General features: G+C 73.1%; 24 protein-coding genes. 6 read left to right on the plus strand and 18 right to left on the minus strand.

Annotated features, from left to right (window positions below):
• Positions 1-10: 10 nt before the first annotated feature.
• Entirely contained in the window at positions 11-1,384 is a 1,374-nt protein-coding gene (locus tag ABTZ91_RS02385; protein ID WP_407077881.1) for an MFS transporter, read from the plus strand.
• 109 nt (positions 1,385-1,493) lie between these two features.
• Here ABTZ91_RS02385 and ABTZ91_RS02390 read toward each other — a convergent pair whose 3' ends face one another.
• From ABTZ91_RS02390 to ABTZ91_RS02405, 4 genes are all read right to left on the minus strand, one after another.
• On the minus strand, positions 1,494-3,647 hold the full coding sequence (locus ABTZ91_RS02390) for an AAA family ATPase (protein WP_352075199.1): 2,154 nt from the start codon (positions 3,645-3,647) through the stop codon (positions 1,494-1,496).
• A 64-nt stretch (positions 3,648-3,711) separates the two neighbouring features.
• On the minus strand, positions 3,712-4,356 hold the full coding sequence (locus ABTZ91_RS02395; RefSeq protein ID WP_352075200.1) for a TetR family transcriptional regulator: 645 nt from the start codon (positions 4,354-4,356) through the stop codon (positions 3,712-3,714).
• Between the two features lie 22 nt (positions 4,357-4,378).
• Positions 4,379-5,629, minus strand: a complete 1,251-nt coding sequence (locus ABTZ91_RS02400; protein ID WP_352075201.1) for a GNAT family N-acetyltransferase — start codon at positions 5,627-5,629, stop codon at positions 4,379-4,381.
• Positions 5,630-5,756: 127 nt separating this feature from the next.
• Positions 5,757-6,374 (minus strand): ABC transporter substrate-binding protein, encoded by a 618-nt coding sequence (locus ABTZ91_RS02405; protein ID WP_352075202.1) that lies wholly within the window; start codon positions 6,372-6,374, stop codon positions 5,757-5,759.
• Between the two features lie 128 nt (positions 6,375-6,502).
• On the opposite strand from ABTZ91_RS02405, the gene dtd reads away from it, so the two are divergent.
• Positions 6,503-6,928, plus strand: a complete 426-nt coding sequence (gene dtd / locus ABTZ91_RS02410) for a D-aminoacyl-tRNA deacylase (protein WP_352075203.1) — start codon at positions 6,503-6,505, stop codon at positions 6,926-6,928.
• A 101-nt stretch (positions 6,929-7,029) separates the two neighbouring features.
• Here the strand turns inward: dtd and ABTZ91_RS02415 are convergent, their stop codons facing one another.
• The 6 genes from ABTZ91_RS02415 to ABTZ91_RS02440 form a co-directional block, all read right to left on the minus strand.
• Positions 7,030-7,995 carry a folate-binding protein gene (locus ABTZ91_RS02415; RefSeq protein WP_352075204.1) on the minus strand — a complete coding sequence of 322 codons (966 nt, stop codon included), beginning with the start codon at positions 7,993-7,995 and terminating at the stop codon, positions 7,030-7,032.
• A gap of 9 nt (positions 7,996-8,004) precedes the next feature.
• Positions 8,005-8,442, minus strand: coding sequence for a Fur family transcriptional regulator (locus ABTZ91_RS02420; protein WP_352075205.1), 438 nt, complete (start codon positions 8,440-8,442; stop codon positions 8,005-8,007).
• Positions 8,443-8,492: 50 nt separating this feature from the next.
• Entirely contained in the window at positions 8,493-9,065 is a 573-nt protein-coding gene (locus ABTZ91_RS02425; protein WP_352075206.1) for an FABP family protein, read from the minus strand.
• Positions 9,066-9,326: 261 nt separating this feature from the next.
• Positions 9,327-10,181, minus strand: a complete 855-nt coding sequence (locus ABTZ91_RS02430) for a hypothetical protein (RefSeq protein ID WP_352075207.1) — start codon at positions 10,179-10,181, stop codon at positions 9,327-9,329.
• Positions 10,178-11,101, minus strand: a complete 924-nt coding sequence (locus tag ABTZ91_RS02435) for a hypothetical protein (protein ID WP_352075208.1) — start codon at positions 11,099-11,101, stop codon at positions 10,178-10,180. Before ABTZ91_RS02435 ends, ABTZ91_RS02430 begins: the two co-directional genes overlap by 4 nt.
• Positions 11,098-11,904 carry a hypothetical protein gene (locus tag ABTZ91_RS02440; protein ID WP_352075209.1) on the minus strand — a complete coding sequence of 269 codons (807 nt, stop codon included), beginning with the start codon at positions 11,902-11,904 and terminating at the stop codon, positions 11,098-11,100. The genes ABTZ91_RS02435 and ABTZ91_RS02440 overlap by 4 nt, the downstream gene beginning before the upstream one ends.
• 123 nt (positions 11,905-12,027) lie before the next feature.
• Between ABTZ91_RS02440 and ABTZ91_RS02445 the strand changes: the two genes are divergently transcribed.
• The gene (locus ABTZ91_RS02445) at positions 12,028-12,390 is read left to right on the plus strand and encodes a DsrE family protein (protein WP_352075210.1); all 363 of its coding nucleotides are present in this window, start codon (positions 12,028-12,030) and stop codon (positions 12,388-12,390) included.
• A gap of 24 nt (positions 12,391-12,414) precedes the next feature.
• Here ABTZ91_RS02445 and ABTZ91_RS02450 read toward each other — a convergent pair whose 3' ends face one another.
• The 8 genes from ABTZ91_RS02450 to ABTZ91_RS02485 form a co-directional block, all read right to left on the minus strand.
• Positions 12,415-12,705, minus strand: coding sequence for a DUF3099 domain-containing protein (locus ABTZ91_RS02450; protein ID WP_352075211.1), 291 nt, complete (start codon positions 12,703-12,705; stop codon positions 12,415-12,417).
• A 187-nt stretch (positions 12,706-12,892) separates the two neighbouring features.
• The gene (locus tag ABTZ91_RS02455; RefSeq protein WP_352075212.1) at positions 12,893-13,180 is read right to left on the minus strand and encodes a DUF1416 domain-containing protein; all 288 of its coding nucleotides are present in this window, start codon (positions 13,178-13,180) and stop codon (positions 12,893-12,895) included.
• A 51-nt stretch (positions 13,181-13,231) separates the two neighbouring features.
• Positions 13,232-14,077: a sulfurtransferase gene (locus ABTZ91_RS02460; RefSeq protein WP_352075213.1), complete on the minus strand. Its 846-nt coding sequence runs from the start codon at positions 14,075-14,077 to the stop codon at positions 13,232-13,234.
• A gap of 162 nt (positions 14,078-14,239) precedes the next feature.
• Positions 14,240-14,320: an Ms5788A family Cys-rich leader peptide gene (locus ABTZ91_RS02465; protein ID WP_352021666.1), complete on the minus strand. Its 81-nt coding sequence runs from the start codon at positions 14,318-14,320 to the stop codon at positions 14,240-14,242.
• Between the two features lie 206 nt (positions 14,321-14,526).
• Complete coding sequence (locus ABTZ91_RS02470) at positions 14,527-15,219, minus strand: DUF2993 domain-containing protein (RefSeq protein WP_352075214.1); 693 nt, start codon at positions 15,217-15,219, stop codon at positions 14,527-14,529.
• Positions 15,220-15,334: 115 nt separating this feature from the next.
• Positions 15,335-16,615: a hypothetical protein gene (locus ABTZ91_RS02475; RefSeq protein WP_352075215.1), complete on the minus strand. Its 1,281-nt coding sequence runs from the start codon at positions 16,613-16,615 to the stop codon at positions 15,335-15,337.
• 10 nt (positions 16,616-16,625) lie between these two features.
• Positions 16,626-16,880, minus strand: coding sequence for a MoaD/ThiS family protein (locus tag ABTZ91_RS02480; protein WP_345486670.1), 255 nt, complete (start codon positions 16,878-16,880; stop codon positions 16,626-16,628).
• A 66-nt stretch (positions 16,881-16,946) separates the two neighbouring features.
• On the minus strand, positions 16,947-17,819 hold the full coding sequence (locus ABTZ91_RS02485; protein WP_352075216.1) for an alpha/beta fold hydrolase: 873 nt from the start codon (positions 17,817-17,819) through the stop codon (positions 16,947-16,949).
• Positions 17,820-18,036: 217 nt separating this feature from the next.
• On the opposite strand from ABTZ91_RS02485, the gene ABTZ91_RS02490 reads away from it, so the two are divergent.
• The 3 genes from ABTZ91_RS02490 (at position 18,037) to ABTZ91_RS02500 (ending at position 21,040) form a co-directional block, all read left to right on the plus strand.
• Entirely contained in the window at positions 18,037-18,798 is a 762-nt protein-coding gene (locus ABTZ91_RS02490) for a response regulator transcription factor (RefSeq protein WP_352075217.1), read from the plus strand.
• A 61-nt stretch (positions 18,799-18,859) separates the two neighbouring features.
• Positions 18,860-19,882, plus strand: coding sequence for a LacI family DNA-binding transcriptional regulator (locus ABTZ91_RS02495; protein ID WP_352075218.1), 1,023 nt, complete (start codon positions 18,860-18,862; stop codon positions 19,880-19,882).
• 111 nt (positions 19,883-19,993) lie between these two features.
• The gene (locus tag ABTZ91_RS02500) at positions 19,994-21,040 is read left to right on the plus strand and encodes a trypsin-like peptidase domain-containing protein (RefSeq protein WP_352075219.1); all 1,047 of its coding nucleotides are present in this window, start codon (positions 19,994-19,996) and stop codon (positions 21,038-21,040) included.
• Positions 21,041-21,049: the final 9 nt, after the last annotated feature.

The following is a 21,049-nucleotide window of genomic DNA, read 5'->3' on the forward strand; positions in this document are numbered from 1 at the left end:
CGCCAGCTCCATGCTGATGACGATCCTCGACGGCAGCATCGTCACCGTCGCCATGCCCGCCATCCAGGCCGACCTCGGCTTCACCCCGGCCGGCCTCAGCTGGGTCGTCAACGCCTACCTCATCGCCTTCGGCGCCCTGCTCCTCCTCTCCGGCCGCCTCGGCGACCTCATCGGCCGCAAGCGGATGTTCCTCGCCGGCACCGGCGTCTTCACCGCCGCCTCGCTGCTCGCCGGCGTCGCCGCCTCGCCCGGCGTCCTGATCGCCGCCCGCTTCCTCCAGGGCGTCGGCAGCGCGATGGCCTCCGCCGTCAGCCTCGGCATCCTCGTCACGCTCTTCACCGAGCCACGCGAACGCGCCAAGGCCTTCGCCGTGTTCAGCTTCACCGGCGCCGCCGGCGCCTCCCTCGGCCAGGTCCTCGGCGGCCTCCTGACCGACGCCCTCACCTGGCACTGGATCTTCTTCATCAACCTGCCCATCGGCGCCGCCGCCCTGCTCGTCGCCCTGCCCGCGCTGCCCGCCGACCGCCCGGCAGGCACCCGGGGCGGCGCGGACGTCCTCGGCGCCCTGCTCGTCACCAGCGGCCTGACGGCCGGCATCTACGCCGTCGTCAAGATCGAGGAGTACGGGGCCGGTTCGGCCCATACCCTGGGCCTCGGGGCCCTCGCGCTCGCCCTGCTGGCCGGCTTCCTCGTCCGCCAGGCCACCGCCGCCCACCCCCTGATGCCGCTGCGCGTGCTGCGCTCCCGGGCGGTCGCCGGCGCCAACCTCGTGCAGATGCTGATGGTCGCCGCGCTGTTCTCCTTCCAGATCCTGGTGGCCCTCTACCTCCAGAAGGTCCAGGGCTACGGCGCCGCGGAGACCGGCCTCGCGATGCTGCCCGCCGCGGCCGTCATCGGCGCGGTCTCCCTCGGCCTGTCCGCCCGCCTCATCGCCCGCTTCGGCGAACGGAACGTCCTGCTCACCGGCCTCGCCCTGCTCGTCGGCGTCCTCGGCCTGCTCACCCGCCTCCCCGTCGACGCCTCCTACGCCGTCGACCTGCTGCCCGTGATGCTGCTGGCCGCCGGCTTCGGACTCGCGCTGCCCGCGCTGACCGCGCTCGGCATGTCCGGCGCGAAGGAGGAGGACGCGGGCCTGGCCTCCGGCCTGTTCAACACCACCCAGCAGATCGGCATGGCCGTCGGCGTCGCGGTCCTGTCCACCCTGGCCGCCGCCCGCACCGACGCCCTCACCGCCGCCGGCCGCCCCGCCGCCGAGGCCCTCACCAGCGGCTACCACCTCGCCTTCGCCGTCGGCGCCGGCCTCCTCGTCGCCGCCTTCGCCGTCGCCTTCACCCTCCTGCGCACCCCAAAGCCCGCACCGCGCGAGCTGACGATGGCGGCGTGAGCCCCGACCGTCCGCGCCCTCGAAGCCCTGACTGCCGCCGCGTCCCCGCCCTCCCCGGGCGGGACGCGGCGGCCGGCGGCTCGGCACCGGCACCGGCACCGGCACCGGCTCAGCCGGGCGCACCGGCCGCTGACCCCGCCACTGCCCCCGCCGCCGCCTCCGCCAGCGCGTCCGGCAGGGGATCCCGGTGGACCAGGTCCAGGCGGGACACCGCCCGTGTGAGGACCACGTACAGGCGGTGGAGCCCGCGAGGTTCGGCCGCGACGATGGCGGCGGGCTCGGCGACGATGACGTGGTCGTACTCCAGGCCCTTGGCGAGCGACGCCGGGACGAGGGAGACCCGGCCGCCGGATCCGCCCTGGAAGCCGTCCCCAAGGCCGTGCCCGGATCCGTCCCCGGATCCGTCCCCAAGGCCGTGCCCGGATCCGTCCCCGAAGCCGGCCCCGAGGAGGGACGCCGTCAGCTGCTCGACCGCCGCGTCCGCCGCGATCACCCCCACCGAGCCCTCCTCCTTCAGCGCCGCCCGTACCGCCTCGGCCACCCCCTCCGCCAGGTCCCCCACCTGACGTACGGTCACCTCGCCGCCCGCACGCAGCGAGCGTCCGGCCCAGGCCGCCGCGCCGAGGTCCGGAAGGAGCCGGTTGGCGAGGTCGACGACGGCTGCCGGGACCCGGTAGCCGGTGGTCAGCGGCACTATCTCGGCGTCCGGCCTGCCCAGGTGGGCCAGCTGTTCGCGCCAGTCGCGGGCCGCCCACGGGGTCGTCCCCTGCGCCAGGTCGCCGAGCACGGTCAGGGAGCCGAAGCCGGCACGGCGGGCGATGGCCCGGCACTGCATGGGCGACAGGTCCTGGGCCTCGTCGACGACGACATGTCCGTACCCCTCAGGGCGCTCGATCAGGCCGGCGAGTTCGTCGAGGAGCACGAGGTCGGCGGCGCTCCAACGGGCCGTGCGGTACGAACGCGGGGGTCTGGGCCAGCGGATCGCGGCCCGCTCCTCGTCCGTCAGCAGGTCACCTGCCAGGAGACCGGCGTCCGGGTCCGTCAGGACTTCGGCGAGCACCTCCTCCGGGGTGACCTTCGGCCAGCAGGCGTCCACCAACTCCCTGACCGGCCCGGCCCGTTCGACCTTGCGCAACCAGGCGTTCCCCAGCGTCCCGGCCCGCCGCTCGGCCTGGAGCCGCAGGGCGCGGACGACGCGGGCGCGGACCCGTTCGCGGCCGGTCCCGTAGGGCGGGGCCTCCTCCCGTACGGCCGTGACGATCGCGGCGAGCTCGTGGGCCGGCACGCGCCAGCGGTAGGAGCCGTCCGGCACGGTCAGGTCCCCGGCGGGCGCCGGGTCGACCCGCGCGTACAGCGCCCGGCGCAGCACCTCGGCCATGCGGGCGTCGTGCTTGACCCGGGCCGCCGCCTCACCGTCCACCGCGCGCACCTCGTGGCGGGCGAGCTCGTCCTCGAGGGTCGCCTGGCGCACCCCGGTCTCGCCGAGCGCGGGCAGCACCTCGGAGATGTAGGAGAGGAAGGTGCGGTGGGGGCCGAGGACGAGGAGGCCGGAGCGCTGGAAGCGCTGCGGGTGGGTGTAGAGGAGGTAGGCGGCCCGGTGCAGGCCGACGGCGGTCTTGCCGGTGCCGGGCGCGCCCTGCACGCAGATCGACGCGGCGGGCCCGGAGCGCACCAGGTCGTCCTGCTCGGGCTGGAGGGTCGCGGCGATGTCCCGCATGGGGCCGACGCGGGGGCGTTCGATCTCGCCGGCGAGGATCGCGCCGGCCCCGCTCACCTCGACGCCCTGCCCTCCGCCCTCCCCCGCACCCGCACCGGCTCCCGTCAGGTGCTCGTCCTCCAGCGCGGTCAGGTCCTCCGAGGCGCCGAGGCTGCCCGGCGTCCACCCGAAGCGGCGGCGCCGGACGACGCCCTGCGGGTCCTCGGGCCCGGCCTGGTAGTAGGCGCGGGCGACGGGAGCCCGCCAGTCGACGACGAGCGGCGGTGCGGCCGGGTGCTCGGCGATCCGGCGCCGGCCGATGTGGTGGATCTGGCCGTCCTCGCGGTCGAGGCGGCCGAAGAAGAGCGGCCCCGGCGGCAACGCGCGGAAAGCCTTGGCGCGGCTGCGCAGGTGGTAGCCGAGGGCCTCCGCGTCGGCTCCGGAGGCAGCGGTGTCCTCGCCGGTGACGACCTGGTCGTCGATGTCCTCGGCCATCCGGGCGAGGGCGGCGCGGCAGTGGTCGTGGTGGGCTCGTTCCTGGTCGAGGTCGTGGCGGAGCGGCTTCATGGGTCCAGGATAGACCAGAAGCGTTACCGAGTTACATTTTTTATTCGGTTGTGGAAAACGGGCCTCACGTCGGCCCCGGCTCGTCCGCGAGGCCCAGGCCCAGGCCCAGCCCCTCCGTGAGCCGCCGGAACGCCAGCCGCGTCGCGGCCACCGCGCCCGGCAGCACGTCCTCCACCCGCTCCCCCGCCGAGATCCGCCGCACGTTGTCCTCCGCGAGCACCCGCAGCACCGCCACCACCTGCGCCGCCGCCAGCCGCGCCGCCAGCGGGTCGGCGCCGCCGAGCGCCGCCGCCAGAAGCTCCTCCGACCGCCGCTGGTAGGCGTGCATGCGCGCGACAAGCGCCGGAGTGCCGTACAGCAGGCGCAGGTAGGCGCGCACGGCCGGCGCGTCGTTGAGGCCCGTCACCGGGTCGTGCCGCTCCAGACCGGCGAGCACGTGGTCGCGCAGCGCGTCGAGCGGCGGCACCCCGGCCTCCCGCGCGGCCGTCACGATCCTGGCCGGCTCGTCCTGGTGGTCCGCGAATCGGTGGAGGACCAGGTCCTCCTTGGCCGGGAAATAGCGGAACAGGGTCGGCTTCGACACCTCGGCGGCGGCCGCGATCTCCGCGACCGACACCGCGTCGAAGCCCTTCTCCAGGAAGAGCTCCACCGCGGTGTCGGACAGGACCTGCCGCGTCCGCTCCTTCTTCAGCTCCCGCAGCCCGCCCACGACACCCTCCACCCGCTCGCGATCAGAAGATGTCCATACTCCACGGCCGCAGCGGGGTCCGCAGCAGCAGGTCCGCCCGGGCCGCCGCACCGGCCGTGGCCTCCTCGATCCGGCCGAGCGCCGCGAGCCGTACGGCCGACTCGTCTCCGAGCGCCAGCGGCGCCAGGTCCGCCACGTCCAGGACCAGGTCGGCCGGCGCGGTCGTCGGCGTCACGGACGCCCCCTGCGGGGACGCCTCCAGCAGGTGGCGCCCGCCCGCGAAGCCGGCCCCGTCCCGCACGTCCAGGACGAGGCTGCCCTCCGTCGCGTACGTCCGCGGCTCGAACACCTTCGCCACGTCCAGGACCCGCAGCCACAGCATGTCGGCGTGGGTGAGCACGCGCGCCGCGCGCGCGTCGGGCAGCAGCAGCGGCAGGACGTCGTGGGGCGGCCGGTTGCCGGTCGTCACGCGGGTGATCCAGTCGACCGAGCACACGTACCGCCACAGCGCCCGCTCGGCGGCCGGGGTGACCGCGATCAGATCGCGCACGTTCGCCGTGTTGACCGGCTGCTTGGCGTCGCTCCACTTGTCGTCCGCGCCGTACGCGACGAAGCCCTCGACCTCGCCCGACGCGGAGCGGTAGACGGCGTAGAACGGCTCGGTCCACGGATCGGGGCTGTACGCGTTGCCGGTGCCGACGTCCCAGCCGCGAGCCGTGCGGTCGGTCACCCCGGCCCGGCGCGCCGCGACCCGGCGGTGCAGTTCCGGGCCCTCCTTGCGGATCTCGGCGCCGTCCGACAGGTCGATCCGGCCCCCGCCGTCCTCGGCCGTGGGACCCGACCAGCGGCGGTCGAAGCCGGCCCGCGTCAGGTCGACCTCCCAGACGGTGGTCCAGCTCGCCACGCCGAAGCCGAACCGCCCGTAGATCGGATACTCGGCGGCGATCAGCGTCGCGCACGCGTCGCCCCGCTCCTTCGCCGCCGCCAGGTCGTCCGCCATCATGCGGCCGAGCAGTCCGCGCCTGCGGTGGGTCGGGGACACCGTGACGCCGGTGACGGCCGCCGCCGCCAGGTTCGCGCCGCCGACGGTGCTCACCTGCTGCGCGAACGACTGGAAGGTGGCCACGATCCGGCCCCGGTCGAAGACCCCGTACGTACGGGACAGGTCGGTGTGCGGAAGCCGGTCCGCGACCTCCTCGTCCGGCACCACGGGGGGCCGGAGGAACCCGACCCGCTTGGCCCGCTGCCAGTCCCGGAACTCCGACTCGTCGATCGCCCGCACCTCGAAACTCATCCTTCGAGGCTAGGCGGGCGGCCCCGGCCGCCGCACCCGAGTTTCCGCGCCCCTCGGCGCCCTCCGACCGGCCCGCGGCCCGCGGCCTCGGCGCACGGCTCACGGCTCACGGCTCACGGCTCACGGCTCACGCCAGCAGGTCGTCGACCTGCGCCTCGCCCTCCCGGTAGCGGCGCGCGATCTCCGCGCTGCAGTCGTCCGCGGTCCGCTGGAGCTGCTGCCGGCGCCGCGACACCTGCTGCTCGTAGCCCGCGAGGCGCCCCATCGCCGTGTGCAGCTCCTCGTCCGTACGGGCCGTCAGGTCCGACAGCTCGACCTCCGACAGCATCTCGGCCGCGAGCCGCCGGTACTCGTCGCTGCGCGGCGTCGACAGCGTCACGTGCCGCGCCGAACGCGCCACCGCCCCCGGCCGCGACGGCGTGTCCGCGAGGATCTCCGAGAGCCGGTCGAGCACCGGGGCCTCCGGGTCGCTGCGCCGCGCCAGCTCCGCCCGCAGGATGTCGATCCGCCCCTGCAGCATCCGCCGCACATAGCTCAGATCGGCCTCGTCGCCCTGCGCCTCGCGGCGCAGCGCCCGCAGCTCGGGCAGCCGCAGCGCGGCCAGGTCCGGCTGCGGCCGGTCCGGCAGGCCCGGCTCGGCGGTCCGCTGGACGGGCGGCCGTCCGACGGCACCCCCGACGGAGCTGCCGGCACGGGTCAGCGGTACGGGACCGGACGGCGTGTGCCCGGCGCCAGATGCACTCATGTGTATCGTCCCCTCGACCGGTGCGGAGGCGCACCGCCTGACAGGCATGGTGCCACTCCCGCACCGGCCGACGCAGGCCGTCTGCACCCGTTCGGCCCTGCACACGTCCGCTCGGTAGGTTGGTCCGTATGCGAGCAGTGGTGCAGAGGGTCGACGGCGCGAGTGTCGTCGTCGCAGGGGAGACCGTCGGTGAGATCGTCGGCGAGGGGCTGTGCGTCCTGGTCGGGGTGACCCATGACGACACCCCCGAGAAGGCCGCGCAATTGGCCAGAAAGCTCTGGTCCGTCCGGGTGCTGGACGGCGAGAAGTCATGCTCCGACGTGAACGCGCCGCTGCTGGTGATCTCCCAGTTCACCCTCTACGGAGACGCCCGCAAGGGCCGCCGCCCCACCTGGAACGCGGCCGCGCCCGGCCCGGTCGCCGAACCGCTCGTCGACGAGGTCGTCGCGCGACTGCGGGAGCTGGGCGCGCGCGTGGAGACGGGCCGGTTCGGAGCGGACATGCGCGTGTCGCTCACGAACCACGGCCCGTTCACGGTGCTGATCGAGGTCTGAGAGAGACCTCAGGGCGCGGAGGCGCAGGGCGCGGAGGCGCAGGGCGCAGGGCGCAGGGCGCAGGCCCCAGAAGCTCACGGCTCACGGCCCAGACCTCCGGCTCAGGGCTCGACGACGGTCTCCTGCGCGGCGGCCGTCGTCCCCGCGATCAGATCGGCGTCCACCGGCACGTTCCGCTTCACCAGCGCGAGGGCGATCGGCCCGAGCTCGTGGTGGCGCACCGCCGTCGTGACGAAGCCCAGCTGACGGCCCTCGGGGCCGTCGGCGGCCAGCCGCAGCGGCGTGCCGGGGGCGGGCAGGTGCACCTCGCTGCCGTCCAGGTGCAGGAAGACGAGGCGGCGCGGCGGCTTGCCCAGGTTCTGCACCCGGGCGACGGTCTCCTGGCCGCGGTAGCAGCCCTTCTGGAGGTGCACGGCGCTGCCGATCAGCCCGATCTCGTGCGGGATGGTCCGGTGGTCGGTCTCGCAGCCGAGGCGCGGCCGGTGCGCCTCCACCCGCAGCGCCTCGTACGCGAGGATGCCGGCGGCCGGGCCGTGCGAGGCCGCGAACGCCTCCAGGTCCGCCCGCGGCAGGAACAGGTCCCGGCCGTGCGCCGTCTCCCGTACGACCACACCGTCCGGCACCGGGGCGATGGACCCGGCCGGCAGGTGCACGACCGCGAAGTCCTCCGTACGGTCGGCGACCTCGACCCGGTAGAAGAACTTCATCGACTCCAGGTACGCGACGAGCTCGGCCTGCGTGCCCGGCTCGACGTGCGCCCAGACCGTCGCGCCGTCGTCGACCAGGTACAGCGCGTGCTCGATGTGCCCGTTCGCGGAGAGGATCAGGGCCTCGGTGGCCCGGCCGGCCGGCAGCTCGCTGACGTGCTGGGTGAGCAGCAGGTGCAGCCAGCTCAGGCGGTCGTCGCCGGAGACGGTGACGACGCCGCGGTGCGACAGGTCGACGAAACCGGTGCCGTCGGCGAGGGTCCGCTGCTCGCGGAACAGGTCGCCGTAGTGCGCGGCGACACCTTCGTCACGTCCTTCGGCGGGGACGGCGCCGGGCAGGGACAGCAGAGGGCTCTTCATGGGAAAAGCCTACGACCCGGCGGCGGTGTCCTTCGTGGCGCAGTCCTGACAACGGCCGAAGATCGCGAAGTGCTTCATGTCGGTCTCGAAACCGAAGGTCTCGCGCAGCTTCCCGGTGAACTCCGCGGCCACCTCCACGTCCGCCTCGATGACCTCGGCGCAGTCCCGGCAGACCAGGTGCAGGTGGTGGTGCCGGTCGGCCAGGTGATAGGTCGGCGCCCCGTGCCCGAGGTGGGCGTGACTGACCAGACCCAGCTCCTCCAGGAGCTCCAGGGTCCGGTAGACGGTGGAGATGTTGATCCCGGCGGCGGTCTTGCGGACCTCGCCCAGGATGTCGTCCGGGGTCGCGTGCTCCAGCGCGTCCACGGCCTCCAGGACAAGCTGGCGCTGAGGCGTCAGCCGGTAGCCGCGCTGCCTCAGGTCGCTCTTCCAGTCGGTGCTCACCACGCCCCCAGTGTATGAGGGCGCGGCGGGCGGGCCGGGGTCGTCGCCGTCGCCTAGCGGAAGAAGGCGATGCCGTCGTCCGGCATGTCGGGGAGGTTGCGCGCCATCTCGGCGACCTCCTCGGGCGTGACGACCTTCTTCAGGTGCGCCGACATGTACGGCCGCAGCGGGACCTCGGGGGTCGACTTCTCGCCCACCCACATGAGGTCGCTCTTGACGTAGCCGTAGAGTCGCTTGCCACCGCTGTACGGGCCGGAGGCCGCGGTGCGCGCGACGGCGTCCGTCGCCAGGTCGATCTGCGGCTTCTGGTCGGCGAGCTCGCCGTACCAGACCTCGACGACGCCCTGGTCGCGGACCATGACGACCTCGACCTTGCGGTCCTTGTCGATGCGCCAGTAACCGCTCTCGGTCTCCAGCGGGCGGACCTTGTTGCCGTCGGCGTCCAGGACCCAGGAGTACGAGTGGTACTCGAGGAAGTCCCGGCCGTCGTGGCTGAAGGTCACGGACTGGCCGAAGTTGCACTTCTCGGCGCCGGGGAAGTCGGAGACGCCCGCGCCCTCCCACGTGCCCAGCAGGAACGCGAGGGGGACGAGGCCCGGGTTGAGGTCGGACGGGATCTCGATCATGAGCAGCTCAGACGATCTGTGTAGGTCTGGAGGTGTGGGGGGTCAGCGCTGGCCCTGGTACAGCTTCTTCACGGTCAGACCGGCGAAGGCGAGGACCGCGACGCAGACGAGCGCCAGCAGGACTTCGAAAAAGACGATCACTTGGTGCTCCTCGGTGAGCGGTGAAGGCGGAACGGGCCGGACCCCAGCTTAGTGGGCGGGGGCCCGGCCCTCGCGGTGAGGTGGGTCTCGCGGCGCGGGACGGGGCCCTGGCGCCGGCGCTCAGCCGAGCAGCTGGTTCTGCAGGGTCACCGTCTGCTGGAAGGGGACCTGGAGGGCTTCGCCCTTGCGGGTGTGGACGACGAGGGCGAGGGTGTCGCCGGCCTGGATGTAGGCCCAGCGGGTCTGCTCGGGGCCGTAGGGCTCCGGCTCGTGGTAGCCGTACACCATCGTGTCGGCCACATCGATGTCGTCGGCGTAGCCGTCCAGCTTCGCGCTCTGCACACCGGCCGGCAGGATCTCCGGCGTGGCGTCACCGTCGTCCGACGCGATGAGCTCGTCCTTGAACGCCTCGGCGTACGCGACCGACCCGAAGCGGAGCAGGTGGACGGTGCTCCTCGTGCCGTCCGGCATGGTCCACGACCTGGTCGTGACGTGCCGGAGGGTGGAGTCGGCCAGGGTCTGCTCCAAGCCGGGCCTGGCCTCCTTGTCGAAGAAGGCGAGGACGGCGTCCCCGCTCGTGGTCAGACGGCCGTCCGCCTTGGCGTCGACCGTGGCGCCCGCCGGGGCGGGCAGCAGCAGCCGGCGCGGGTCGGCGTGGTGGACCTGTCCCTCGTTGCCGAGGGTGTAGGGGCGCGGGGAGCCCTCGGGCAGGGGCGGGAGGCTCAGCCTGGGGTAGGCCCAGCGGCCGTCGCTCTCGGTCGCGAGGCCGGGCACGTCCGTGCGCTCCATGGAGGTGAGGGCGGCCGCCGTACCGACCCCGGCCCCGCCGCAGACGATCACGGCGGCGGTCCAGCGGGCGATCGCCCGGAGCACCCGCCGCCGCCGGCGGCCGTCCCCGGGCGGTGCCGCAGGCTCCGGAGCCGTCTCCGCCAGCGGCTCCGGTGCGGACTCGGGGGCCGTCAGCTGCTCGGTCATACGTACTCCCCCGGGGTCTTGATGTGGTCGAGCTGCTTCTTCAGCAGGTCGGCGACGGAGCTCTTCTCGAAGGGCGCCGCCCCGTAGGCGCGGACGGACACCAGCAGCTCCGAGTCGTAGGCCGAGCAGCTCATCCCGCCGAGCTCCGCCTTCTCCTTCTTCTTGTCGTCCTCCTCCTCGTCGTCGAGGTCGGGCAGCAGGAAGCAGGACGCGTTCTTGTGGCCCTCGATCTTCGGCCCCTTGGGGAACTCGAAGATCTCGGCGATGTCCTGCTTGACCTCGTGCAGGTCGTGGATCCGCTTCTTGTTCTTCATGCGGACGATCTGGACCTCGACGACGAGGTCGTTGGACAGGGTGCTGTACGAGCGCACGGCGATGCCCTGGACGCCGAGCCGGTCGATCCGCTTCTCGTAGTCGCGGCGCTTCTTGCCGGAGAGCCCGCGCGCGTCGGACTTGAGGAGCGCGACGGCCTCCTTCTCGCCGAGCTCGCCGTCGTTCCCGTACGACTCGGCGTCCGGGCCGAGCCGGAAGCCGTTCGGGGCGGGCAGCAGCAGTCTGCTCATCGGTGTGGACGCCCGGCCCCGGAGGGCGGCCTCGGCGGGGTCCTTCTCGGGAGCCTTGTCGGCGGCGCCGGCGGGCGGGTCCGCCCAGGCGATGGTCTCCGCCGACCGGTCGGCTCCCGAGACGGTCACGGCCGTGTAGGTGATTCCGCCGCCGACGGCGCCGAGCACCAGCACGGCGGGCAGGACGACGGACAGCAACCTGCGGCCCCGGCCCGGGCCCTGGACCGGCGGCACGTCGGCCAGGGGCTCGGCGGGCCGCTCCTGCGGGACCTGCCGATCCTGCGAGTCCTGCGGGACCTGCCGATCCTGCGCGTCCTGCGGCGCCTGCCGGTCCTGCGGAGTGATCTCCTCGTTCACAGGCGCTCCAGCTGCTTCTCGGCGAGCGTGCGGATCTCGTTCTTGCCGATCTTCTTCGTGTCCCCGATCGTGATGTCGACCATCACGTCACCGCGCTGGAAGAGGGCGCGGGTCCGGTACAGATCGAGGTAGCCGGCCTTCTTCCGCACGGGGTAGACGTAATAGCGGCCGTTGCCGCTGCCCTTGAGCGCGTCGCCGTCGTTGCCCGCCCATTCGTCGTCGGGCATGTAGTCCATCTGGCCCTCGGCGTGTTCCAGGGCCCCGAGGGTGTCGCCCGGCGCGAACTGGACCAGCCGCACGATCGTCGTCCGGTGCTCGCCGGAGTCCCAGCTGCGGACCGCGATCCTGCGGACCTCGGTGTCGAGCAGCGACTCGAGCATCCAGCTCTTGTTCTCGAAGTCGGCGGCGTACGAGGAGAGGTCGTACCAGCCGTCCTCCGGCCCGAACTCGGAGGCCCGCGCGCCGGCGGGCCGCGGCACGAGCAGCTTGCGCAGGTCCCCGCTCGTCCTGGCCTGCCGGTCCTCCGCCGCCGACAGCGCCACCGGCTCCTGCCCCTTCGGCAGCGGCTTCGCCGGGTAGGCCAGGCCCGGCTGGTTGAGGGCCGGGAGCGGCGTGGGCTCGCGGTCGGCCTGGATGCCGTAGCCGACGGCCGTGCCGCCGACGATGCCGAGCACGGCGGCGACGGCGATCAGCGCGACCGTACGGCCGAACCGGCGGCGCGGCGGCGTGGCGGAAACCGGCGCGGGTGCGGGTTCCGGGGTCCGGTCCGGCGCGGGCGCCGGGGCGTTCTGAGCGGTTTCCACCGCTTCCGTCGCTTCCAAAAGAGTCCCCCCACGAGACGAGAAGCGCGGATTCCGTTACCCGCGCACCCACCTGACCCGCGAGGGGGGCGTGAGGTTGCCACGTACCGCATTACAGTTCGGTATATGGCGAAGAAGCTCGTGATCAAGGTGACCGCCGGGGCCGACGCCCCCGAACGCTGCTCCCAGGCCTTCACGGTGGCCGCCGTCGCCGTCGCGAGCGGCGTCGAGGTCTCGCTGTGGCTGACCGGCGAGTCCTCCTGGTTCGCCCTCCCGGGGCGCGCGGCCGAGTTCGAACTCCCGCACGCCGCACCGCTGCCCGACCTGATCGACTCGATCCTGGCCACGGGCCGCATCACCCTGTGCACGCAGTGCGCCGCCCGCCGCGAGATCACCGAGGCCGACGTCCTGAAGGGGGTCCGCATCGCGGGCGCCCAGGTCTTCGTCCAGGAGGCGATGGCCGAGGACACCCAGGCGCTCGTCTACTAGGTCTCCCGGGCCCCGCAAGGGCGCTCAGGAGTCGCGGCGCTTCCTGCCGTCCAGCTCGTCCCACCACTCGTCCGACTGAGGATCGCCCGACGGGTCGTCCCACCAGCGGTCGTCCGGGCCCCGGCGGTTCGCGATCACCGCGGCGACCGGCGGGATGACCATGGCGGCCAGGCACATCCCGACGGCCGCCGGCACCGACCACAGGCGCACGACGGCCCAGGCGCCCACGAAGAGGACCAGGCAGACGCCCATCAGCCAGAAGTAGACGCGCCGACGCCGTGCGTACACGCCTTCAGCGTACGACCGGGCGGCCACGGCCGACAGCCGCCGACCGGCGGTCCGCACGGGACCGCGGGGGCGTCGGTACGGGACCGCACGGGCAGCCGTACGGGACCGCGCGGGCGGCCGTACGCGGACAGACCGGAGGGCCGTGCCTCGAATCCTGGAAATGGCGTCCAACCCCCCAGGAGGCACGGCCCTCCGGCCGTTCGGGTGTCGCTGATCAGACCGCGATCGCGACCTCGGCGAGGCCGCCCTGCTGGGCGACGACCTGACGGTCGGCGGTGCCGCCGGGGACCAGGGCGCGGACGGTCCACGTGCCCTCGGCCGCGTAGAAGCGGAACTGGCCGGTGGCGGAGGTCGGGACCTCCGCGGTGAACTCGCCGGTCGAGTCCAGGAGGCGGACGTAACCGGTGACGGGCTCGCCGTCCTTGGTCACGTAGCCCTGGATGGTGGTCTCACCGGGCTTGATCGTCGAGGCGTCGGGGCCGCCGGGCTGCGCTCCACACATGGCTGAGAATCCTTACGGTCGAGGGGTCCGGAGAAGGGGAGGTCCGGGGACTTACTTGGCGGGGCCGAGCTCGATCGGCACGCCGACGAGGGAGCCGTACTCGGTCCACGAGCCGTCGTAGTTCTTGACGTTCTCGACGCCGAGCAGCTCGTGCAGCACAAACCAGGTGAGCGCGGAGCGCTCGCCGATGCGGCAGTAGGCGACGGTGTCCTTCGCCAGGTCGACGTTCTCGGCCTCGTAGAGGGCCTTGAGCTCCTCGTCCGACTTGAAGGTGCCGTCGTCGTTGGCGTTCTTCGACCACGGGATGTTCTTGGCGCTCGGCACGTGGCCGGGGCGCTGCGACTGCTCCTGCGGGAGGTGGGCCGGGGCGAGCAGCTTGCCGGAGAACTCGTCGGGCGAGCGGACGTCGACGAGGTTCTGGGTGCCGATCGCGGCCACGACGTCGTCGCGGAAGGCGCGGATGGAGGTGTCCTGGGCCTGGGCCTTGTACTGGGTGGCCGGGCGGTTCGGGACCTCGGAGCCGTCGACCAGGTCGCGGGAGTCGAGCTCCCACTTCTTGCGGCCGCCGTCGAGGAGCTTGACGTCCTGGTGGCCGTAGAGCTTGAAGTACCAGTAGGCGTAGGACGCGAACCAGTTGTTGTTGCCGCCGTAGAGGACGACGGTGGTGTCGTTGGCGATGCCCTTCGCCGAGAGGAGCTTCTCGAAGCCCTCCTGGTCGATGAAGTCACGGCGGACCGGGTCCTGGAGGTCCTTCGTCCAGTCGATCCGGATGGCGTTCTTGATGTGGTTCTTGTCGTAGGCCGAGGTGTCCTCGTCGACCTCGACGATGGCGACCTTCGGGTTGTCGAGGTTGGCCTCGACCCAGTCGGCGTCGACCAGGACGTCGCTGCGAGCCATGCTTTTCTCCTCCGGGGCAGTGTGCGGCGGTGTCATGCGGGGTGGTGCGGGTACGCCTCGGCCCGGGGGGTCGACGGCGTACGGCTGCGCGAGGGTGGCCCCGACATCACGTCGTAGGGCCTGGGAATCCGAGGAATACGGGCGCTGTGGACGGCGTCCCGCTCAGACGGAGCGACAGAGCATGGCGGCGACGCGGCACAGGTCTACTGCCCGCCGCTTCGTGAGTTCCGCCTGTCGCTTCATGCGGACGATCGTAGGGACGGACGGGCGGCCGTGTCACCGGTGTGTCGTATTTTGAGACGCGATCGTCCGGCATACGGGATACGAGACGGGTGCGGCTCGCCGTGGGGGAGGCTGGGGCACGGCGCGCCGGCCCGGGCATCTGCCTGTCGGACGGCTGCGTCTCAGATGGTGATCAGCGGGTAGGAGAAGGGCAGTCGGCGGGGCGCTCAGCCGGCCGTCAGGACCACATCGCGGCCGGTCACCGTCACCGCGAGACCGTCCTCGCGTGCCTCGACCTTCGTCAGCCGCATGCCCTTCGGCAGGCCCTCGATCCGCCGGTCGAAGTCGGTGCGGGCCCGCACCATGTCCTCAAGGCCCGGGATGCCCTCGCCCGGCACCTCGTCGGCTCGCACCCGGATGGTGTCCCCGTCCACCAGGGTCACCGTGGACAGCACGCTGCGGGTCAGCGTCCGGCCGAGGAGCCGCACCCCGCCGGTGACCTTCAGCTTGCCGTCGCCGCCGTACGCGACGGTGGCCTCCCGCCCCGAGGCGGCGGCCAGGTCGGGGTAGGAGATCAGCGCGGTGCCGTCGGCGCTGCCGGCCCGCTCGATGGCGTAGCCCGAGCCGAGCGTGACGTCACGCAGATCGGCGGTCAGCTCGCCGATGCGCACCGGTCGGCCGCCGGCGGTCGCCTTGAACCCGGTCACCCGCACCTCGACCTCGTCGAGACGCCGGTCCATGACCTGGGTGAGGAACGGGAAGCCCCGGATGTCCACCTCGGTGGACTCCGCCTTCGCGGTGCCGAGCCGCACGCCCTCGGCCGCCTCCGACTCCGCGTATCCGACGGTGATCCGGTCCGCGCCGACGAAGAGCCCCCCGAGCACGACGGCCACGATCAGCACCATCCGCAGTGCTCGCATGTGCCTGTTCCCCCCGAGACGACTCCGGCCGACGAGTCCGGCCCTCCGACACAAGATCGACGTGTCGGAGGGCCGGTCGGTTCCCGAGGGGCGCGGGGCGGCGTGCGCGGGGCCGTTACGCGAGCGCCCTGCCCAGCAGGTGGACGGCCGGGACGGCGGCGGTCAGCGGCAGCGCGACACCGGCCGTCATGTGGACGAACCGCGACGGATAGTCGTAGGCGGCCACCCGCAGCCCGACCAGGGCGCACACCCCGGCGCCCAGGCCGAGCAGCGCGCCGCCCGTGCCGAGCTCGGTGAGCCCGCCGGCCGCGATGCCCGCGCCCGCGGCGGCGAGCAGGGCGACGATCACGGACACCGGTCCGGGCAGCGGGACGGCCCGGGCGAGGACCGCCGCCGCGACCGCGACCGCGCCGACGACCACCGCGTCCGGCTCGGCGCCGAGGTGACCGGCGGCGAGGACGGCGAGCGCCGCCGAGACGACGGTCGCCATCAGGCCGTACATCCTCTCGTCCGGGTCCGCGTGGCTGCGCAGCTGGAGCACCAGGGTGAGCAGCACCCAGACCCCGAGCGTGCCGATGATCGCGGCGGGCGCGTGCTCGCGTCCGGCGACGAGCAGCGCCGCGTCGGCGGTGACGCCGCCGAGGAAGGCGAGGGCGATGCCCTGCCGGGCGGGCCACATGCCGTTGAGCCGGAACCAGCCGGCGGCGGTGACGGCCTGGAGCAGGACGAGCGGCACGAGCAGCGCGTACGGGCCGACGGCCGCGCCCACGGCGAGCAGCACGCCGAGCAGGGCCGTCAGGGCGGCCGGCTGCATCCCCGGTTCGATGATCGGCGACCGGCCTTCGGCGCGGGCCCGCTGGGCGTCGGTGAGCCGGATGTTGCCGGAGGTGGTGGGCGAGGAGTACGCGGGGCCGGCGCCGGACCCCGCCTCGGCCGCCGCAGCCGGGGCCGGGGCCTCGTACGCCGGGGCCTGGGCCGGGGCCTGGTACGCCGGGGCCGGGGTCTCGTACGCCGGGGCCGCGCCCGGGGCCTCGTACGCCGGGGCCTGGGCCCGGGTCTCGTACGCCTGCGGGTAGGCGGGCTCCGACGGGTGGGCCGTCTCCGGCGGCAGGGGGTGGCCGCCGGTCTGCGGGCCGTAGGCGCCCTGCGGCGGCAGGTACGCCGTGTCGTACGAGACGGGCGCCTGCTGCCGCACGGCCTGGGGCTGAACGGCCTGAGGCTCCACGGCCTGGGGCTGAACGGCCTGAGGCTCCACGGCCTGAGGCTGCACGCTCTGCGGGCTCACCGTCGGCTGGTACTGGGTGTCCCAGGTCTGGCCCTGCCACGTCTGGGTGACGTTCGGGTCGTACGGCTGACCGCCCTGCGGCTCGTACGGGTAGCGCTGGTCACTGCTCATGGTGTGCCGTTCACCCTCCTGCGAACGGGGGGAGCACCTCGACCGTGCCGCCCTCCGCCAGCCGTACCGTCTCATGCGCGCGCGTGCCGACGGGATCGCCGTCGATCAGGAACGAGCAGCGCTGGAGGACCCGTACCAGCTCGCCGGGGTGCCGCTCGCGGGCCGCGTCCAGCGCCTCCGCGAGGGTCTCGGCGGCGTACGGCTCCTCGGCGACTCCGGCGGCGGCCTTCGCCGCGGCCCAGTAGCGGATGGTTCCCGCTGCCATAGCGGCACTCCTCTCGTTCGTGTGCGCGCCGCCCCCCATGATGGGCCATGGTGCGCGGCGGCCGTCCTACGGCCGGACGAGCCAGGCCCCGAGCCGGTCGAGCAGCCCGTCGTCCGCCGCGTTCTCGGCGTGGCCCATGCCGTGCTCCAGCCACAGTTCGGCCGTGCCATCGGGGGCCGCCGCCAGGAGGCTGTGCGGGTGGTCGACGGGGAAGTACGGGTCGCGGTCGCCGTGCACGATCAGCAGAGGGGTCGGCGCAATCAGCGGAACCGCCTCGACCGGCGACAGCGGCACCGGGTCCCAGTCCCGGTGGTGGATGCGGGTGCCCAGGCCGTAGCGGCCGATCAGTCGGCCCACCGGACGGGTGATCACCCAGTGGACGCGGCGCATGGACGGCGTCCCCCGGTAGTACCAGCGGGCGGGGGCGGACACGGCGGCGACGGCGTCCGTCCGGGCGTCCGCGCCCCGCTCCAGGGCGGCGTGCCGCAGGACGACCGAGCCGCCCATGGAGAAGCCGACCGTCACCACGCGCGCGTGGCCGAGCTCGCGGGCCCAGCGGACCGCCGCCGCCAGGTCCAGGACCTCGCGGTCACCGACCGTGGAGCGTCCGCCGGAGCGGCCGTGGCCGCGGAAGGAGAAGGTGACGACGTCGGCGTGGCGGCGCAGCACCTGGGCGGCGCGCCGCAGCGCGGGCCGGTCCACCGATCCGGTGAACCCGTGGGCCACGACGATCGCCGTTCCGACCGCCGCTGCGGCCCCCGTACCGGCACCTCGACCGGCCGTCGCATCGGCCGCCGTGCCGGTGACACCGGCCGTACAGGGCTCGTGGAGCGCTTCGATCCGGACACCGTCGTCGGTACGGAGCACGGCGCGGCGGGGTACGGAAGTGAGCCAGGAAACATCCACCATGTGAAATCGACCCTCTGCCGCGGAAGTCATGTGGGCTATTCTGCTGTCAGAGGATCCGGGCAACGCAGCCCCCGGGTCCTTTTGTGTTTTCCGACTGTTGTTACGACCGGATGAACAAACGCTCTCAGGGCGCGAGAGTGATACGCAGACGTCCTCGCAGGGACCGAGGAGGAACCGACGTCATGGACGAGCGAACGACGCAACGCCGAGCGGTGAGCCGGTCGACGACCCGGGCAGGTGGGTCGCGATGAGCTCACTGCTGCTCCTCACCAACGCCCTGCAGCCGTCGACCGAGGTGCTTCCCGCCCTCGGCCTGCTGCTCCACAACGTGCGCGTGGCGCCCGCCGAGGGCCCGGCCCTCGTGGACACCCCGGGCGCCGACGTGATCCTCGTCGACGGCCGCCGTGACCTGCCGCAGGTGCGCTCGCTGTGCCAGCTGCTGCGGTCCACGGGCCCCGGCTGTCCGCTGATCCTGGTCGTGACGGAGGGCGGACTCGCGGCCGTCACCGCCGACTGGGGCATCGACGACGTGCTGCTCGACACCGCCGGGCCGGCCGAGGTGGAGGCGCGGCTGCGCCTGGCCATGGGCCGGCAGCAGATCACGGCCGACGACTCCCCGATGGAGATCCGCAACGGTGACCTGTCGGTGGACGAGGCGACGTACAGCGCCAAGCTGAAGGGCCGGGTCCTGGACCTGACCTTCAAGGAGTTCGAGCTGCTCAAGTACCTGGCCCAGCACCCGGGCCGGGTCTTCACCCGCGCCCAGCTCCTCCAGGAGGTGTGGGGCTACGACTACTTCGGCGGCACCCGGACGGTCGACGTCCACGTACGGCGGCTGCGGGCGAAGCTCGGGCCCGAGCACGAGTCGCTGATCGGCACCGTACGGAACGTCGGCTACCGCTTCGTCACGCCGGAGAAGGTGGAGCGGGCGGCCGAGGAGGCGCGGGCCAAGGAAGGGGCGCGCGTCAAGGACGCCACGCGGGAACTCACTCCTGTGGAGGACCGCTGACGTGGCGTATGCCACAGTCCGACCTGCCGGTAGGTAGGTCCCCCCGCGTAGACTGCCGCGCGTGGCCAAGGTGACGCGGGATGACGTAGCGCGACTGGCGGGTACTTCGACCGCGGTCGTGAGTTACGTCATCAACAACGGACCCCGGCCGGTCGCCCCGGCCACGCGCGAGCGTGTCCTCGCCGCCATCAAGGAGCTGGGCTACCGGCCCGACCGGGTGGCCCAGGCGATGGCGTCGCGCCGCACCGACCTCATAGGCATGGTGGTGCCGGACGCGCGGCAGCCCTTCTTCGCGGAGATGGCGCACGCGGTCGAGCAGGCCGCCGCCGAGCGCGGGAAGATGGTGCTGGTCGGGAACTCCGACTACCGCACCGAGCGCGAGATCCACTATCTGCGGGCCTTCCTCGGCATGCGGGTCTCCGGCCTGATCCTGGTCAGCCAGGGCATGAGCGAGCAGGCCGCGAGCGAGATCGAGGCCTGGGACGCGCGCGTGGTGCTGCTGCACGAGCGGCCCGAGGCCATCGACGACGTGGCCGTCGTGACGGACGACATCGGCGGCGCGCAGCTCGCCACCCGGCACCTGCTGGAGCACGGCCACCCCTACGTGGCGTGCATGGGCGGCATCCCGAACACCCCGGCGGTCGGCGACCCGGTCGCGGACCACGAGGAGGGCTGGCGCCGGGCCATGCTGGAGGCGGGCCTCTCGATCGAGGGCCGGCTCTTCCAGGCCCCGTACAACCGCTACGACGCCTATAAAGTCGCGCTGGAGGTGCTGTCGGGACCGGACCGGCCGCCGGCCATCTTCTGCTCGACGGACGACCAGGCCTTCGGTGTGCTGCGGGCCGCCCGTGAGCTGCGGATCGACGTGCCGACGGAGCTGGCGGTGGCGGGCTTCGACGACGTCAAGGAGGCGGCGCTGACGGACCCGCCGCTGACCACGGTCTACTCCGACCGCCCCGCGATGGCCCGTGCGGCGGTGGACCTGGTCCTCGACGACTCGCTGCGGGTGGCGGGCTCGCGGCGCGAGCGGGTGAAGCAGTTCCCGTCGGCGCTCATCGTGCGCCGCTCCTGCGGCTGCGGCTGACCCTCGACGGGCTCGGAGAACGCCCGCCTTTATTTCGGGCATACAGGCTTCTGTCGGGCTTCTCACCCCGTCCTCAGACGGTTCTCATGTACGGCTCCGAGAGTCGTGGTCATGACGGACCACACGCAGCCCCAGCCGCAGCAGCAGCCGTACTACCCGCCGCGTCCCCCGTACGACCCCACGCGGCCGGTCATGACCGGCCCGGGGACGACGATCTGGCCGTCCGGCGGTCACGTACCGCCCGCCTCGGTGCCCGCCCCGCCCCCGGCGCCGCACCGCAGGGCCCGGCGCGGGGTCGGACTCCTCGCGGCCGTGGCGATCGCCGCGGCGGCGGTCGGCGGCGGGACCGCGACCCTGGTCGATCGGTGGACGGCCGACGGCACCACGGCCGCCTCGGGCGCCGTGAGCGGGACGAACGTGTCGGCGAGCAGCACGGGCACGGTCGCCGGCGTCGCCCAGGCCGTGTCCCCGTCCATCGTGGAGATCTCCGCGAGCTCCGGCTCGGGCCGGTCCACCGGATCGGGCGTGATCATCACCTCCGACGGCGAGATCGTCACCAACAACCACGTGATCTCCGGCGCCTCCGCGATCACGGTGCGCACCTCCGACGGCAAGAGCCACGACGCGAAGGTCGTCGGTACGGACCCGGACAAGGACCTGGCGCTGATCAAGCTGGAGAACGCCTCCGGCCTGAAGGCGGCCACCCTCGGCGACTCCTCCAAGGTGCGGGTGGGCGACGAAGTCGTGGCGATCGGCTCCCCCGAGGGCCTGACCGGCACCGTCACCAGCGGCATCGTCTCGGCCCTCGACCGCGATGTGACCGTCGCCAAGGACGACGGTGACGGCCAGGGGCAGGGCCGGCCGTACGACCCGCGGCAGGGCTGGCCGTTCGAATTCGGCGGGCGGCAGTTCAACGGCGACACGGGTTCGTCGAAGACCACGTACAAGGCGATCCAGACGGACGCTTCCCTCAATCCCGGTAATTCCGGCGGCGCGCTGATCAATATGAACGGCGAGATCATCGGAATCAATTCGGCCATGTACGCGCCCGGTTCGTCGAACGGTTCCACGGCCGGAAGCGTCGGTCTCGGATTCGCGATTCCGGTGAACACCCTCAAGGCGGACCTGGACGACCTGCGCTCGGGCGGTGCCGCCTGAACGCATGGG

This window comes from Streptomyces sp. NPDC126499 (assembly GCF_040302485.1).
Classification (GTDB): Bacteria; Actinomycetota; Actinomycetes; order Streptomycetales; family Streptomycetaceae; genus Streptomyces.

Bases quoted from the DNA above. Each gene is read 5' to 3' on its own strand.
- ABTZ91_RS02385 (WP_407077881.1), top strand. From the start codon at position 11: ATGCTGATGACGATCCTCGACGGCAGCATCGTCACCGTCGCCATGCCC.
- ABTZ91_RS02390 (WP_352075199.1), bottom strand. From the start codon at position 3,647: ATGAAGCCGCTCCGCCACGACCTCGACCAGGAACGAGCCCACCACGAC.
- ABTZ91_RS02400 (WP_352075201.1), bottom strand. From the start codon at position 5,629: ATGAGTTTCGAGGTGCGGGCGATCGACGAGTCGGAGTTCCGGGACTGG.
- ABTZ91_RS02405 (WP_352075202.1), bottom strand. From the start codon at position 6,374: ATGAGTGCATCTGGCGCCGGGCACACGCCGTCCGGTCCCGTACCGCTG.
- dtd (WP_352075203.1), top strand. From the start codon at position 6,503: ATGCGAGCAGTGGTGCAGAGGGTCGACGGCGCGAGTGTCGTCGTCGCA.
- ABTZ91_RS02415 (WP_352075204.1), bottom strand. From the start codon at position 7,995: ATGAAGAGCCCTCTGCTGTCCCTGCCCGGCGCCGTCCCCGCCGAAGGA.
- ABTZ91_RS02425 (WP_352075206.1), bottom strand. From the start codon at position 9,065: ATGATCGAGATCCCGTCCGACCTCAACCCGGGCCTCGTCCCCCTCGCG.
- ABTZ91_RS02430 (WP_352075207.1), bottom strand. From the start codon at position 10,181: ATGACCGAGCAGCTGACGGCCCCCGAGTCCGCACCGGAGCCGCTGGCG.
- ABTZ91_RS02445 (WP_352075210.1), top strand. From the start codon at position 12,028: ATGGCGAAGAAGCTCGTGATCAAGGTGACCGCCGGGGCCGACGCCCCC.
- ABTZ91_RS02455 (WP_352075212.1), bottom strand. From the start codon at position 13,180: ATGTGTGGAGCGCAGCCCGGCGGCCCCGACGCCTCGACGATCAAGCCC.
- ABTZ91_RS02460 (WP_352075213.1), bottom strand. From the start codon at position 14,077: ATGGCTCGCAGCGACGTCCTGGTCGACGCCGACTGGGTCGAGGCCAAC.
- ABTZ91_RS02465 (WP_352021666.1), bottom strand. From the start codon at position 14,320: ATGAAGCGACAGGCGGAACTCACGAAGCGGCGGGCAGTAGACCTGTGC.
- ABTZ91_RS02470 (WP_352075214.1), bottom strand. From the start codon at position 15,219: ATGCGAGCACTGCGGATGGTGCTGATCGTGGCCGTCGTGCTCGGGGGG.
- ABTZ91_RS02475 (WP_352075215.1), bottom strand. From the start codon at position 16,615: ATGAGCAGTGACCAGCGCTACCCGTACGAGCCGCAGGGCGGTCAGCCG.
- ABTZ91_RS02480 (WP_345486670.1), bottom strand. From the start codon at position 16,880: ATGGCAGCGGGAACCATCCGCTACTGGGCCGCGGCGAAGGCCGCCGCC.
- ABTZ91_RS02485 (WP_352075216.1), bottom strand. From the start codon at position 17,819: ATGACTTCCGCGGCAGAGGGTCGATTTCACATGGTGGATGTTTCCTGG.
- ABTZ91_RS02490 (WP_352075217.1), top strand. From the start codon at position 18,037: ATGAGCTCACTGCTGCTCCTCACCAACGCCCTGCAGCCGTCGACCGAG.
- ABTZ91_RS02500 (WP_352075219.1), top strand. From the start codon at position 19,994: ATGACGGACCACACGCAGCCCCAGCCGCAGCAGCAGCCGTACTACCCG.